Source organism: Micromonospora sp. IBSANI012 (assembly GCF_052814045.1).
This window is the reverse complement of sequence record NZ_CP199933.1, coordinates 3,239,465-3,252,409: the sequence shown is the minus strand read 5'-3', so window position 1 is coordinate 3,252,409 and position 12,945 is coordinate 3,239,465. Positions and strand designations below refer to the sequence as shown.

At 72.2% G+C, this 12,945-nt stretch carries 15 protein-coding genes and 1 riboswitch; of the genes, 8 read left to right on the top strand and 7 right to left on the bottom strand.

All coding sequences use genetic code 11. The annotated features are described in order from the left end of the window. Window positions 1–40: 40 nt before the first annotated feature. Complete coding sequence (locus tag ACTWM8_RS14965) at window positions 41–931, bottom strand: bifunctional 5,10-methylenetetrahydrofolate dehydrogenase/5,10-methenyltetrahydrofolate cyclohydrolase (RefSeq protein WP_154936898.1); 891 nt, start codon at window positions 929–931, stop codon at window positions 41–43. A 13-nt stretch (window positions 932–944) separates the two neighbouring features. Then, a riboswitch (ZMP/ZTP riboswitch) is annotated at window positions 945–1,021 on the bottom strand. A 3-nt stretch (window positions 1,022–1,024) separates the two neighbouring features. Next, complete coding sequence (locus ACTWM8_RS14960; protein WP_446214372.1) at window positions 1,025–1,165, bottom strand: hypothetical protein; 141 nt, start codon at window positions 1,163–1,165, stop codon at window positions 1,025–1,027. A gap of 66 nt (window positions 1,166–1,231) precedes the next feature. Between ACTWM8_RS14960 and ACTWM8_RS14955 the strand changes: the two genes are divergently transcribed. Continuing rightward, window positions 1,232–2,320 carry a cellulose binding domain-containing protein gene (locus ACTWM8_RS14955; protein ID WP_446214371.1) on the top strand — a complete coding sequence of 363 codons (1,089 nt, stop codon included), beginning with the start codon at window positions 1,232–1,234 and terminating at the stop codon, window positions 2,318–2,320. Between the two features lie 12 nt (window positions 2,321–2,332). Here ACTWM8_RS14955 and ACTWM8_RS14950 read toward each other — a convergent pair whose 3' ends face one another. Both ACTWM8_RS14950 and ACTWM8_RS14945 read right to left on the bottom strand, forming a co-directional pair. After that, a complete protein-coding gene (locus tag ACTWM8_RS14950; protein WP_446214370.1) occupies window positions 2,333–3,340 on the bottom strand; it encodes a tyrosine-type recombinase/integrase in 1,008 nt (335 codons plus the stop codon). Between the two features lie 753 nt (window positions 3,341–4,093). After that, window positions 4,094–5,050 carry a helix-turn-helix domain-containing protein gene (locus ACTWM8_RS14945; RefSeq protein WP_446214369.1) on the bottom strand — a complete coding sequence of 319 codons (957 nt, stop codon included), beginning with the start codon at window positions 5,048–5,050 and terminating at the stop codon, window positions 4,094–4,096. On the opposite strand from ACTWM8_RS14945, the gene ACTWM8_RS14940 reads away from it, so the two are divergent. Beyond that, window positions 5,025–6,209, top strand: coding sequence for a saccharopine dehydrogenase family protein (locus tag ACTWM8_RS14940; RefSeq protein ID WP_446214368.1), 1,185 nt, complete (start codon window positions 5,025–5,027; stop codon window positions 6,207–6,209). The genes ACTWM8_RS14945 and ACTWM8_RS14940 overlap by 26 nt on opposite strands. Window positions 6,210–6,257: 48 nt before the next feature. On the opposite strand, the gene ACTWM8_RS14935 is transcribed toward ACTWM8_RS14940, so the two are convergent. Continuing rightward, the gene (locus tag ACTWM8_RS14935; protein ID WP_446214367.1) at window positions 6,258–6,767 is read right to left on the bottom strand and encodes a hypothetical protein; all 510 of its coding nucleotides are present in this window, start codon (window positions 6,765–6,767) and stop codon (window positions 6,258–6,260) included. A 26-nt stretch (window positions 6,768–6,793) separates the two neighbouring features. Beyond that, complete coding sequence (locus tag ACTWM8_RS14930) at window positions 6,794–7,603, bottom strand: ArsR/SmtB family transcription factor (RefSeq protein ID WP_446214366.1); 810 nt, start codon at window positions 7,601–7,603, stop codon at window positions 6,794–6,796. A 187-nt stretch (window positions 7,604–7,790) separates the two neighbouring features. On the opposite strand from ACTWM8_RS14930, the gene ACTWM8_RS14925 reads away from it, so the two are divergent. Both ACTWM8_RS14925 and ACTWM8_RS14920 read left to right on the top strand, forming a co-directional pair. Next, window positions 7,791–9,206: an OFA family MFS transporter gene (locus ACTWM8_RS14925; protein WP_446214365.1), complete on the top strand. Its 1,416-nt coding sequence runs from the start codon at window positions 7,791–7,793 to the stop codon at window positions 9,204–9,206. Next, on the top strand, window positions 9,203–9,328 hold the full coding sequence (locus ACTWM8_RS14920; protein WP_255541124.1) for an MFS transporter small subunit: 126 nt from the start codon (window positions 9,203–9,205) through the stop codon (window positions 9,326–9,328). Before ACTWM8_RS14925 ends, ACTWM8_RS14920 begins: the two co-directional genes overlap by 4 nt. 37 nt (window positions 9,329–9,365) lie before the next feature. Here ACTWM8_RS14920 and ACTWM8_RS14915 read toward each other — a convergent pair whose 3' ends face one another. Next, window positions 9,366–10,094, bottom strand: a complete 729-nt coding sequence (locus tag ACTWM8_RS14915) for an SDR family NAD(P)-dependent oxidoreductase (protein WP_446214364.1) — start codon at window positions 10,092–10,094, stop codon at window positions 9,366–9,368. 78 nt (window positions 10,095–10,172) lie between these two features. Here ACTWM8_RS14915 and ACTWM8_RS14910 point away from each other — a divergent pair, with 78 nt between their 5' ends. The 4 genes from ACTWM8_RS14910 to ACTWM8_RS14895 all read left to right on the top strand — a co-directional run bounded on the left by ACTWM8_RS14910 (window position 10,173) and on the right by ACTWM8_RS14895 (window position 12,939). After that, window positions 10,173–11,003 carry a patatin-like phospholipase family protein gene (locus tag ACTWM8_RS14910; RefSeq protein WP_446214363.1) on the top strand — a complete coding sequence of 277 codons (831 nt, stop codon included), beginning with the start codon at window positions 10,173–10,175 and terminating at the stop codon, window positions 11,001–11,003. Between the two features lie 47 nt (window positions 11,004–11,050). Continuing rightward, entirely contained in the window at window positions 11,051–11,509 is a 459-nt protein-coding gene (locus ACTWM8_RS14905) for a peroxiredoxin (RefSeq protein WP_446214362.1), read from the top strand. A 67-nt stretch (window positions 11,510–11,576) separates the two neighbouring features. Further along, window positions 11,577–12,260, top strand: a complete 684-nt coding sequence (locus tag ACTWM8_RS14900; protein ID WP_210775534.1) for a hypothetical protein — start codon at window positions 11,577–11,579, stop codon at window positions 12,258–12,260. A gap of 181 nt (window positions 12,261–12,441) precedes the next feature. Next, window positions 12,442–12,939: a DUF4396 domain-containing protein gene (locus ACTWM8_RS14895; RefSeq protein ID WP_446214361.1), complete on the top strand. Its 498-nt coding sequence runs from the start codon at window positions 12,442–12,444 to the stop codon at window positions 12,937–12,939. Window positions 12,940–12,945 lie beyond the last annotated feature (6 nt).

Genomic DNA, 12,945 nt, shown 5'->3' with positions numbered 1-12,945 from the left:
CCGGCGGCGACCCGACCCCGGCCCGGCCGCCGCCGCAGCCTCAGCCCTGCCCGACGGCCCGCTGCGCCGCCCGCACCGCGTTGCGGAACAACATCGCCACCGTCGTCGGACCCACCCCGCCGACCCGCGGCGTGATCGCCCCCGCCACCTCGGCGCACGACTCGTCCACGTCCGGCAGCAACCGCCGCCCCTCGTAACGCACCCCACCACCGACGACCACCGCGCCCGGGCGCACGTGCTCCGGCCGCACGATCCCCGGCACCCCCGCCGCCGCCACCAGGATCTCCGCCCGCCGCGTGTACCGCGGCCAGTCCGCCACCCCGGTGTGCACCACCGTCACCGCCGCGTTCGCCGTCGGCCGCTTCTGCGCCAACAGCATCGCCAACGGCCGCCCCAGCGTCGCCCCCCGACCCAGGATCACCACCTCGCGACCCGACACCGGCACCCCGTGGTACGCCAGCAACGCCTCGATCCCCGCCGGCGTACACGGCAACGGCCCCGGCAGCCCCAACGCCAACCGGCCCATGTTCACCGGGTGCATGCCGTCGACGTCCTTGTCCGGGTCGAGGACGTCCAACGCACGGTCGTAGTCCAGATGACCGGGGATCGGATGCTGCACCAGCACCCCGTGCACCCCCGCGTCGGCGTTGAAATCCGCCAGCACCCGGTGCAGATCCTGCTGAGAGGCCGACGCCGGCAGGTGCACGTGCGGCGACGCGAAACCCAACTCCGCCGCCTGACGCTGCTTGATCCGGATGTACCCGGCGCTCGCGTCGTCGTCACCCACCAGCACCGTCGCCAACGCCGGCGTCACCCCCGCCGCCCGCAACGCCGCCACCTGCTCGGCCACCTCGGTCAGGATCTTCTCCGCCACCGGCTTACCGGGCAGCAGCCGGGCCGTCGCAGTCGTCGGGGAAACGGAAACAGACATGGCTCACCTCGTCCGCGGAGGCCCAGGCGGTCGACCCCCGCGACGAGCTCCCCGATGGTTCACCCATCCCCGTGCCGCCAGTCGCGTCCACCCTCAGCCTGCCACACCGCCGGCCCGGATCGAATCCGCCACCGCCCACCACCCGGGCAGCCAGGCCAGCACCGCGTCCGCCCGCCGCCGCCGATCCACCGCCGACACCACCCCCAGATCCACCCGCGCCGCACCCACCCGCACGCCGGCGATCCTGTCAGGACAGGCACCCGCCCAGCGGCCACCCACCACAAGCCGTACAGTCTCGCCGTGATCGAGATCGACGCCCAGGTTGACCTGTCGCACCCCACCGACCGGGTCTGGCAGGCATTGACCAATCCGCAGCTGCTCAGCCGCTGGTTCACCGAGACCGAGACGGTCTCGCAGGCGCCGCGGCGGCTGCTGCTGCACACCGCGGGGCTGCCCGGCTTCGACGCCGCCGTCGACGTCGAGGTGACCGAGCAGCGGGCACCCGAGCTGCTCGTCCTGCAGTGCCAGGAAGGCGACCGGCGTACCCGGCTCACCTGCACCATCACCCGCACCGCCGACGGCTGCCGACTGTCCGTCGAGGAAACCATGGAACACGGCACCTGGCCCGCCGAGGACCGCGACCAGCGCGAGCGGTACTACCAGCAGACCCTGACCGGACGGCTCCCCGCCATCCTCGACTGGCTCGCCTTCCAGCAGGTCGACCTGCGCCGCGGCGAGGACCCGCCGACCGCCGAGCTGCCCGCCATCGCCCTGTCCGGCCGCGTACCCGCACCGGCCGACCGCCGACGCCGGCTGGCGATCGTCGCGGCGGTGACCGCCGCGACCCTCGCCACCGGCGCGGCCCTCTGGGCCCTGCTGCCCGACGACGCGGACCAGACCGCCGCACCGGCCCCGCTGCCCCCACCACCCACCGCCGGCGCCACCAGCGACAATGCCGCGCCCCGGACCACCCGCAGCTCCCGGCCCTCGTCCGCCGCCGCTCGCAGCACCCCGCGCCCCAGCCGAACCCCCACCGCCACCCCGTCGCGTACACCCACCTCCGCCGCCCCGAGCGCCGCCACCATGACCGCCCGCTACGCGACCACCGCCACCCGGATCCTCGGCTACACCGGCCAGGTGGTGCTCGACAACCCGGACGGCCCGGCGGCGAAGAGCTGGACCCTCGTCGTCACCCTGGCCGAGGGCGGCACCGTCACCAACGCCCAGGGGGCCAACTGGCAGCAGGACGGTCGGGCCGTCACCTTCACCGGCGCCCCCGTCCCGGCCGGACAGTCGCAGACCATCACCTTCGACGTCCGCAACCCGGACCCGCGCACCAAGGCACCCGAGGGCTGCACGATCGACGGCACCCCCTGCACCGGCCTGTGACCGACGCCCCGGTCAACCCGCGGGATCGAACGACAGCGGCACCAGCCCCGCCAACGCGCGATTGGTGCGGTTCGACCGCACCGCCGCCCGCTGCTGACCCGCCGTCACCTCGATGTACGTCTGCGACGACGCCAACGACGCGTGCCCCAGCAACCGCATGATCTCCGCGGCGCTCGCCCCGTCCTCGGCCAACCGCGTCGCGAACGTGTGCCGCAACGCGTGCAGCCGCGCGCCCCGCGGCACCCGGTCACCGATGCCCGCCCGCCGATAGCAGGAGTCCACCAGGTACTGCAGCCCACCCCGGCGCAGCGGCTCACCCCGCCGGTCCACCAGCAACGGCGAATCCGGCCGTACGCTGCGCGACCCGAACCGTCGCACCCGGCTGTCCAGGTAGGCCGCCAGCACCTGGTCCAGCTCCGGCTCGACCGGCACCACCCGCGGCCGGCCGCCCTTGCCGGCCACGTCCACCCGCCGCTCGCCGGTGCGCCCGGTCAGCGACGACACTCGCAGCGCCAGCAGCTCCGACAGGCGCAGCCCGGCGCAGAGGGCCAGGGCCAGCACCGCCACGTCCCGCTCCGGCCACGGGTCCCGCTGCCGGCCGTCCTCCCGAGCGACCGAGGCGAGCAACTCCTCCGGGGTGTCCTCGCCCCGCAACGGCTTGGGCTGGGGGAGCGGAGCGCGCGGCCGGCCCACCGCCGGCATCGGATTTCCCGCCACCACCCCCTCGGCCACCAGGAACGTGAAGAAGCTGTTCCAACTGGACCAGGCGCGGTGCACCGAGGACGCCGCCCGGGGAGCGGCGAACCGGGCGAACGCGGCACGCATGACCCGGGGGGAGAGGTCCGAGATCATCACCTGGTCGAGGGGGAGGGGAGTGGCGTCCTCGCCGACCAGGGCGGCGACGGCCCGCAGGTCCCGCCGGTACGCCTCCAGCGTGTGGGGGGAGGGCTTGCGGGTGGCCCGCGCCGTCAGGAACTCCTCGATGAGCCGTCCTACCGATTCGTCCTGTTTATGATGCATAAGGCATATTATGCAGGTTTTTCGGGTTTCGGGCCAGCCTGCGAGAAGGGGGAGCGGCGCGGGCAGACGGAGGTTCCCTCCGGACGGCCCTCGAGTGGCGGTGCCCGGCTAGCGGTTCGCCAGGATCGGCGGGCTGAGGTGCAGCGGTGCCGCCGAATGGCCGTGGACGCGAGGTGGCGTCCCAGCCGAGGGGGGTGGCGCACTCGAAGTCACCGGTCTGGTTCGCCGCCGCGCTGCACGCAGCAGTGTCCATGATGTCGCGCCAACGCGACCGTCATCGGTGCACGGGTGGCGGACGTGCAGGGATTCTCCGGGGAGCCCGAGTCGGCCCACCTTCGCTGCAGCCATGATCGGGTAGCAATTTCCGAGGCGACACGCCCGACGTGGCAGTCGGAATTTGCTACCCGATCATGGCTCGCCACGGGCCCACGACAGCGCCGCCCACCCCTCCCGGAGGAGGCCTCCACCAGCACTACTTGACATAATGTACATTATCGAATCAGGACATACAGCGGCAGTGGCCTCGCCCGGCCTCGGGTCGAGCTGTTGTCCCTTCACTGTTCCGGCGCCGAGTGGCGATGTCGACAGAGCTCGCAGATCGGTAGCGCTCTTACAGACCCGAGCGAAGTGGCGCGAGGCAACCGACGACTGGAGCGCGGAGTCGTCCCCGCCCACACCCGGGCACCGCTCCCACACGGAGCGATGTGCAGGGAGGGCACCGCTCCCCCTGCCAGGACGCCGACAGGATGGTGATCACGATTCTGATGAGGGGCCGGCGCTGCGGAAGGTGCGACGGTAGGCGTCCGGAGGTACACCGACGGTGCGGTGGAAGTGTCGGCGCAGCGTCGTGGCGGTTCCCATGCCAGCCGCCTCGGCGATGGCGTCGATGCTGTTGTCGGTGTTCTCCAGCAGCTCCTGGGCCCGGCGGATCCGCTGCGTCGACAGCCACTGCAGCGGGGTGGCGCCGGTTACCGACTTGAAGTGGCGGGCCAGGTTGCGCGAGCTCATGTTCGCCTGGCGAGCCAGGTCCTCCACGGTCAGCGGACGGTTCAGCCGTTCCATCGCCCAGGGGAACAGGTTGGCAAGGGGATGGTCGTCGCGGGCGGGCACCGGGGTGGTGACGAACTGGGCCTGGCCGCCGGCGCGATGCGGCGGCACGACCAGGCGGCGGGCAACGGCGTTGGCGACCGTCGAGCCGTGGTCGCGGCGGATCAGGTGCAGGCACAGGTCGATCGCGGCAGCTTTGCCGGCAGAAGCGAGCACGTTCCCGTTGTCGACGTAGAGCACGTCCGGGTCGACCTTCACCCGGGGATAGCGGGCGGCCAGCGCCTCGGTGTGGGCCCAGTGCGTGGTCGCGCGCAGCCCGTCCAGCACCCCGGCGGCGGCCAGCACGAACGCACCCGTGCACAGCGAGACCATCCGAGCGCCCGCCTCGTGGGCCGCGCGGACGGCGTCAACCAGGTCGGGTGGCATGTCGGCGTCGATGTCTTCCACAGCCGGGATGATCACGGTGCCGGCGCGGGCGAGTCGGTCCAACCCGTCGTCGGGTTCCATGTGGAATCGGCCGATCCGGACCGGGCCCGGGCCGCAGACCACGAGGTCGTACCACGGGTCTGCCAGGCCGGAGGGGTCGCGGACGAAGACCTCGCAGGCCATGGCGAGCTCGAAGTGCAGCATCGCGTCGGTGGCGGCGAGCGCGACAGTGGCCATGTCCGAAATTGTATGGGGCATGGCGTTCCAGACACTACTCCGGGGCTGGCCGCTGCTGGAGGATCTATCTAGTCGATCTTTCGAGGAGGAACTGCAGATGGGTTCGAGTCAGACCGTGGCGGTGTTCGGTGCGTACGGGCACACCGGGCGGTTCGTGGTGACGGAGTTGCGCGATCGCGGGTTCGTCCCGCTTCTCCTCGGTCGCGACGCGGGCAAGCTCCAGGCGCTGGCGGCGTCGCATCCGGGGCTCGAATACCGGGTGGCGTCGGTCGACGATCCGGCCTCGCTCGACCGAGGGTTGAAAGGCGTGGCCGCGGTCGTCAACTGCGCCGGCCCGTTCGCCTCGACCGCAGGCCCCGTGATCGAGGCCGCCCTGCGCACCGGGGTCCCGTACGTGGATGTGGCGGCCGAGATCGAGGCCAACCTCGACACGTTCATGCACTTCACCGACCGCGCCCGGACCGCGGGAGTCGCGGTGGTCCCGGCGATGGCCTTCTTCGGCGGACTCGGCGATCTGCTGGTCACGACGGTGATGGGCGATTGGACGGCGGCCGACGAGGCGCACGTCGCGTACGGACTGAGCAGTTGGCACCCCACGGCCGGGACCCTCGACTCCGGCACCGTCTCCCGGGAACGGCGCGCTGGCCAACGTGTCCGCTACACCGGTGGCCGGCTGGAGTATTACGTCGCCGAGCGCGACCTGCCGACGCTGGAGTGGGACTTTCCCGCTCCGATGGGCCGCCGGACCGTCCTGGGCGAGTTCACGATGGCCGACGTCGTCACCGTCCCCAGCCACCTGTCCATCCCCGAGGTGCGCACGTACATGACCACCGACGCAGCCAGGGACCTGGCCGCTCCGGGCACACCCGCGCCGACTGCGGTCGACGAGCTCGGCCGGTCCGCGCAGACGTTCACCGTCGACGTCATCGTGCGCTGCGGCGACACGCAACGGCGGGGCGTCGCCAGCGGCCAGGACATCTACGCCATCAGCGCACCGCTGGCGGTCGAAGCGGTCCACCGCATTCTCGGCGGTCGGACGAGGACGAGCGGCGTCGCCTCCGCCGGCGAGATCTTCGACGCGCCCGACTTCCTCCGCGCGCTGTCCGCGCACATCTCGCTCGAGCCGGTCCAGGAGTCTCGCGCGCCGCAGTTCGCCTGATCGCCCGGCCACAGGTGACAGCCGGACAGTCGGCGTGCCGCACCGTGGTTACGTCGCGACATCGGCCCCGACGCGTGCTGGCAGCAGGGCCAGGAGCTGTTGCGTGTGGCCGGGGAGTTCCACGTCGGCGAGCCCGGTGATGAGTTCCCTCAGCGGTAGGGGCTGGTCGACCAGGACGGTGCCGTTGGACAGGAGCAGGGTGGGCACCGGGGTGTCGAGTTCGGCCTCGCTCAGCCCCGGCCCGCCGAGTGCGCAGAGGGCGTCCCCTTGGCTGCGGATGCGCTCCCGTAGCCCTGCGTTGCCGCCGGCGAGCGTGATGACGCGCTGGATGTTCCAGGTGTCGAGCGTCATGCGGTTGTCGTACGTCGTGTTCGCTCCCGCCGCGACGGCGGAGGCGGCGGCGATGGTGGCGGCGTTGACCAGGGCGACGTGCGCCAGGATCTGGTCGGCGTTCCACTCGCCGGCTGGCGGGACGGGGCTCGTACCGTCGGAGCCGGCCACTGTCGTTGCGGCGTCCAGCAACGTGCGGTAGGCGTCCCGCAGCGGTGTGGTGTCCATCGTGTCTCCTTCGGTGGTCTGCCGGCTCAGGTGTGCGCCGGGGACATCTCCCATGGCGCCTGCGGCAGGACGTCGCCGGTCTCGAGCAGCGACTTGAGGTTCGCCAGCACGGCCGGCCAGCCGCGGGAGATCCCGCCGAGCATCTCCAGGTTGGCGAGGTTCTCGTGGGTCACGGTGAGGCGGACGATGTCGTGGTACGGCTCGACCAGGAAGGTGACGACCGACGGCTTTCGTGGCGCCTCGGCGCTCGGTGCGTCGTCGAAGGTGATGACCAGGCGGGTCGGGGGCTCGACCTTGATCACTTGGCCGACGACGTCGACGACGCCTGAGCCGTCGACGCGTCGGTGCTCCCAGCTCGAGCCGGGCTGCCAGTCCGAGACGTTGGCGTGCCCCCAGTAGCGCGCCGTCAGGTCCGCGTCGGTCAGGGCTTGCCACACCTGCTCGGCGCTGGCGCGGATGTAGGTGGTGTAGACGTAGGTCGGCACGGGTGTGGGTTCGGTGGTCATGGCGTACTCCTCTGCCTGGTTCTTGATGGCGCTGATCGCTTGCAGGCGGGGCTTGTCGAACGAGGAGATCCAGCGCTGCTCGATCTCGTGGATCGGGGTGGGGTTGAGGTAGTGCAGTCGTTCGCGTCCGCGCCGGACGACGGTGACGAGGTTGGCCCGCTGCAGGATGTCCAGGTGCTGCGTCGCTGACTGGCGCGCCATGTCGAGGTGTTCGCAGAGCTCGCGCAGCGTCTGGCCGTTCTGCTCCCGCAGCCGGTCGAGCAGGAGCCGTCGGGTGGGGTCGGCCAGTGCCTTGAAGGCCGAGTCCATCCCGTTCGCGTCGGTACTCACCCGGCCATCATGCAGGCATATGCCTGCCTAAGTCAACGGCGAGCGCTCACCGGCCGGAATGCGCGTGAAGGCCACTGACCGTTCGGCTCACCGGATCGACCGTCGGGCGCGGAGCGGGTTTGGGCGCAGCGTGCGGTGGGGGCATGAACCCCGAAGGTTTCTCGCCCTCCTTCCGAGAGGAAGCAGCATGCTCTCCGCACTCGACCGTCGGCACACCGTCGCGCCGCCCGGGTACAGCCGTTGGCTGATTCCGCCGGCGGCGTTGGCGATCCACCTCTGCATCGGGCAGGTCTACGCGACCAGCGTGTACAAGAACTCCCTCATCGCGCACTTCGACGCGAGCCAGACGGCGATCGGGGTGATCTTCAGCATTGCGATCGTGATGCTGGGACTCTCGGCGGCGGTGGCCGGCACCTGGGTCGAGGCGAACGGGCCGCGTAAGGCGATGTTCGTCTCGGCGTCTTTCTGGGCGGCCGGCTTCCTGGTCGGGGCCCTCGGCATCGCGACGCGCCAGCTGTGGCTGCTCTACCTCGGGTACGGGCTGCTGGGCGGGATCGGTCTGGGGATCGGGTACATCTCCCCCGTATCCACGTTGATCAAGTGGTTCCCGGACCGACCGGGCCTGGCGACCGGCCTGGCGATCATGGGGTTCGGTGGCGGGGCGATGGTGGCCTCTCCCCTGTCGCGTCAGTTGCTGTCGTTCTACGACCCGGGCTACGAGCCGGCGAACGCGGGTTCGACGGCGTCCGGCGGCGCGCTGGTGTGGCTGTTCGTGACGCTGGGCGTCGGCTACTTCCTGATCATGATGTTCGGGGTGTTCAACGTGCGGGTGCCGGCGGCGGACTGGCGGCCGGCGGGTTTCGACCCGGCGCTGGTGGCGGCCAAGCCGCTGGTGACCACGGCGAACGTGTCGGCGGCGAACGCGGTGAAGACCCGGTCGTTCTGGCTGCTGTGGGTGGTGCTGTTCTGCAACGTGACCGCCGGGATCGGCATCCTGGAGCAGGCCAGCCCGATGATCCAGGACTTCTTCCGCTCCGGTGGCACGTCGGCGGTGTCGGTGGCGGCGGCGGGTGGCTTCGTGGGGTTGCTGTCGCTGTTCAACATGGCGGGCCGGTTCGTGTGGTCGTCCACGTCGGACCTGATCGGCCGCAAGCCGATCTACCTGGTGTACCTGGGTGTGGGCATGGTGCTGTACGCGCTGCTGGCGCTGTTCGGGCAGACCGCGACGGCGTTGTTCGTGCTGCTGGCGTGCGTGATCCTGTCGTTCTACGGCGGCGGGTTCGCCACCGTGCCGGCGTACCTGCGGGACCTGTTCGGCACGTTCGAGGTGGGCGCAATCCACGGCAGGTTGCTCACGGCGTGGTCCGCGGCGGGGATCGCCGGGCCGCTGATCGTCAACGGATTCCTCGACGCCGAGGGCCGGCCGGGGACGTTGACGGCGGCGGCGTACCGGCCGGCGTTGTTCACGATGGTGGCGGTGCTGGCGGTGGGGTTCGTGGCGAACCTGCTGGTGCGGCCGGTGCCGGCGCGGTTCCACGAGCCGGCCGGGGACGCGGATGAGGGAACGGAGCCGACGGCGGCGGAGAGGAGCGGTGCGCGATGAGCGAGGGTGGCCAGCACGGGCAGCGGATCCGGTTGTGGATCTCCTGGTTGGTGGTGTCGGCGCTGCTGGGCTACGGGGTGGCGCAGACCGTGATCACGGCGGCGAAGCTGTTCACGAGTTGACGGGCCGGAGCCCCGGGGCGTCCCTCCGGGGCTCGGCTCACATGCCGCCGGCGACCCGCAGCACCGCGCCCGTGGTGTAGGAGGCGTCGGGGCTGAGGAGCCAGGCCACGGCGCCGGCGACCTCGTCGGGTTCGCCGGGTCGGCCCATCGGCACCCGGCCGGCGTTGCGGTCGGGACGGTCCGGCATGCCGGACAGGGCGTGGATGTCGGTGCGGATCAGGCCCGGGGCGACGGCGTTGACCCGGACGCCGTGCGGGGCGAGTTCCTTGGCCAGGCCGATGGTGAGGGTGTCGGTGGCGGCCTTGACGGCGGCGTAGTGGATGTACTCCCCCGGGCTGCCGAGGGTGGCGGCGGCGGAGGAGATGTTGACGATGGCGCCACCGGTGCCGAGGCGGCGGGCGGCCTGCTGGGCGCAGAGGACGTAGCCGATGAGGTTGACGTCGACGACGTGGCGCAGGTCGTCGGGGCGCAGGTCGGTGAAGGCTCCGATGGGGCTGGTGACGCCCGCGTTGTTGACCAGACCGGTGAGCGGGCCGAGGTCGGCAGCGGCGTCGAAGAGCCGGGCGACCTGGTCGGGGTCGGTGGTGTCGGCGGGTACGGCGACGGCCTGGCGGCCGAGGGCGCGCACGTCGGCCAGCACCGCGGCGGCGGCGTCGTGGTCGCGTCGGTAGCCGATGGCGATGTGGTGGCCGTCGTGGGCGAGGCGGCGGGCGACGGCGGCGCCGATGCCGCGGCTGCCGCCGGTGATGACCGTGACCGGATTCAATGGACCGCTCCCCTGCCCCCGTGTGGTGGCGACGCTACCGTTTCCGGCACGGGCCGGTCACGGAGAGGGTGGTCACACATGACGCGGGCGTTGGTGCTGGGTGGTGGCGGGGTGACCGGGGTGGCCTGGGAGTGGGGGCTGTTGGCGGGGTTGGCGCAGCGGGGGGTGGTGCTGGCGGACGCGGACCTGGTGGTGGGGACGTCAGCCGGGTCGGTGGTGGGCGCGCAGTTGTGTTCGGGGCGGCCGGTGCGTGAGTCGTACGAGGCGCAGTTGGCGCCGGCGACGGGTGAGGTGGCGGCGCGGTTCGGGTGGCCGGCGATGGCGCGCCTGGTGTGGGCGGGTGGTCGTACCCGGGACGCGGTGCGGGCCCGGGCCCGGGTGGGGGCGATGGCGGTGGCGGCGCGTACCCCGTCGGAGGCGTCGCGGCGGGCGGTGATCGAGGCCCGGTTGCCGGCGCGGCAGTGGCCGGCGCGGCGGCTGCTGGTGACGGCGGTGGACGCGACCTCGGGTGAGTTCGTGGTGTTCGACGCGGCCAGTGGGGTGTCGTTGGTGGACGCGGTGGGGGCCAGTTGCGCGGTGCCAGGGGTGTGGCCGCCGGTGACGATCGGGGACCGCCGGTACGTCGACGGTGGGGTGCGGTCGGTGGTGAACGCGGACCTGGCGGCGGGCGCGGAGAAGGTGGTGGTGCTGGCGCCGGTGACGTCGGGGTTCGGGCCGATGCCGCGGTTGTCGGCGCAGGTGGCGGCGTTGCGGTCGGTGGCGCGGGTGGCGGTGGTGTCACCGGATCGGGCGGCGCGGGCGGCGATCGGCCGCAACGTGCTGGATCCGGCGCGGCGGGCGGCCGCGGCGCGGGCGGGGTTCGCCCAGGCCGAGGCGGTGGCCGCCGACGTGGCCGGGGTGTGGGGCTGATCGCTTAGGCTCACCGCGCGTCGTCGGTCGATCGGTGGAGGTGCGCGGTGGGTGTGGGTGTCGGTGACCTGGTCGAGGATTTTGAGCTGCCGGACCAGGCGGGTACGCCACGGCGGCTGTCGGAGCTGCTGACGGCGGGGCCGGTGGTGCTGTTCTTCTACCCGGCGGCGATGACGCGGGGCTGCACGGCGGAGAGCTGCCACTTCCGGGACCTGGCGGCGGAGTTCGCGGCGGTGGGCGCGCGGCGGGTGGGCATCAGCCGGGATCCGGTGGAGAAGCAGGCGGAGTTCGCCCGGCGGCACGGGTTCGACTATCCGCTGCTGTCGGATGTCGACGGTGTGGTGGCGCAGCAATTCGGGGTGCGGCGGCGGCTGCCGTTGGGGCCGTTGAGCATGCGCCGGATGACGTTCGTGATCGGACCGGACCGGCGGGTGCTCGCAGTGATCCACAACGAGTTGGGGATGAACGAGCACGCGGACGGGGCGTTGCGGGCGCTGGGGGGTTGATCTTCCGGTTGTCGGGGCCGGCTGGTATCAAGGCAGCTGTCAAACACATGTACGGAAGAGGGCTGTGATGGCGGGCCAGGGTTTGTCCGAGGACGAGGTGCACGGCATCCGCGAGGCGTTGGCCGCCGGGCGGAAGCCCAAGGTGGTGTTCACGGCGTCGGCGGGGCAGATCGCCGGGCAGGTGGGCCAGGTGGTCGAGCTGACCGACCCCGAGGTGTCCGAGGAGTTCGTGGTGGTGCGCTTCGGCCGCGACGAGTTGCCCTTCTCCCCCGCCGACGTGGCGGTGGCGCCCCGCGGCACGGGGCGGAAGGTGGCCGAGCCCAAGCCGGAGCCGGAGGTGGAGCAGCCGCCGGCCGCGCCGGCGGAGCCGGAGTTCGTGTTGGACCGGGTGCCGGCGCCGCGTCGGGAGGAGTCGAAGGTGGAGCAGCAGGTGGAGGCGAAGCCGGCCCGGCGGGCGGTGAAGGCGGCGAAGCCGAAGGGCCCGGCGGGCCTGACGGTGACCCTGGCGTACGCCGACGGTGAGTGGACGGTGGCGGCACAGCAGGGAGCCAAGGCGCTGGCGAAGCCGTACGTGGTGAAGCCGGCGGAGGCGTTGAGGATGGTGGCGCTGGTCGACGTGCCGGGGGTGCACGAGGCGGTGGAGCAGATCATGGCCGCGGAGCGGGCCGAGGCGGAGCAGCAGGCGGAGAAGCTGCGCGCGGAGCTGGCGGAGATCGAGGCGCGGCTGGCGGAGTTGCGCGAGGCGCGCTGACCGGTGCCGGCGGCGCGCCGCATCCTGGCCCACGTCGGCGAGGGTGCGGCGCGCCGTCGGTCGTAGGCGGCGAGAGCCGCCGTTCGCCGGGCGGTGGTGCTGTCACCGGGCTCACTCGCCCGGCCCTTCCCACTGATACCCCCCGGGGGTATGGTCGGTGGCATCGAAGGGAGGTCCCGTCATGGACCACGGAACCCATCACCACCCGCCCGCCTCGGCGGCGCCAGGCACGGCAGCGACGTCATGGAGCATGGCCGCGCAGGCCACCCTGCACTGCCTGACCGGCTGCGCGATCGGCGAGGTGCTCGGCATGGTCGTCGGCACGGCGCTGGGCTGGTCCGCCCTGCCCACCGTCGTCCTCGCGGTCGCGTTGGCGTTCGTCTTCGGCTACGCGCTCACCATGCGGGGAGTGCTGCGCGCCGGCGTGGACGGGCGTACCGCGCTGAAGGTGGCGCTGGCCGCCGACACCGTGTCGATCGTGGTGATGGAGATCCTCGACAACGCGGTGATGCTCGCCGTGCCCGGCGCCATGGAGGCGGGGCTGACCAGCTGGGTGTTCTGGGCGTCGCTGGCGTTCGCGCTGCTGGTGGCGTTCCTGCTGACCACACCGGTCAACCGGTCGCTGATCTCGCGCGGCAAGGGCCACGCGGTCGTCCACGCCTACCACCACGCGCACTGACGCCGC

Excerpts from the sequence above, each read along its gene's own strand:
- ACTWM8_RS14965 (WP_154936898.1), bottom strand. The coding sequence starts at position 931 with ATGTCTGTTTCCGTTTCCCCGACGACTGCGACGGCCCGGCTGCTGCCC.
- ACTWM8_RS14950 (WP_446214370.1), bottom strand. The coding sequence starts at position 3,340 with ATGCATCATAAACAGGACGAATCGGTAGGACGGCTCATCGAGGAGTTC.
- ACTWM8_RS14945 (WP_446214369.1), bottom strand. The coding sequence starts at position 5,050 with ATGGCCACTGTCGCGCTCGCCGCCACCGACGCGATGCTGCACTTCGAG.
- ACTWM8_RS14935 (WP_446214367.1), bottom strand. The coding sequence starts at position 6,767 with ATGGACACCACACCGCTGCGGGACGCCTACCGCACGTTGCTGGACGCC.
- ACTWM8_RS14925 (WP_446214365.1), top strand. The coding sequence starts at position 7,791 with ATGCTCTCCGCACTCGACCGTCGGCACACCGTCGCGCCGCCCGGGTAC.
- ACTWM8_RS14920 (WP_255541124.1), top strand. The coding sequence starts at position 9,203 with ATGAGCGAGGGTGGCCAGCACGGGCAGCGGATCCGGTTGTGGATCTCC.
- ACTWM8_RS14910 (WP_446214363.1), top strand. The coding sequence starts at position 10,173 with ATGACGCGGGCGTTGGTGCTGGGTGGTGGCGGGGTGACCGGGGTGGCC.
- ACTWM8_RS14900 (WP_210775534.1), top strand. The coding sequence starts at position 11,577 with ATGGCGGGCCAGGGTTTGTCCGAGGACGAGGTGCACGGCATCCGCGAG.
- ACTWM8_RS14895 (WP_446214361.1), top strand. The coding sequence starts at position 12,442 with ATGGACCACGGAACCCATCACCACCCGCCCGCCTCGGCGGCGCCAGGC.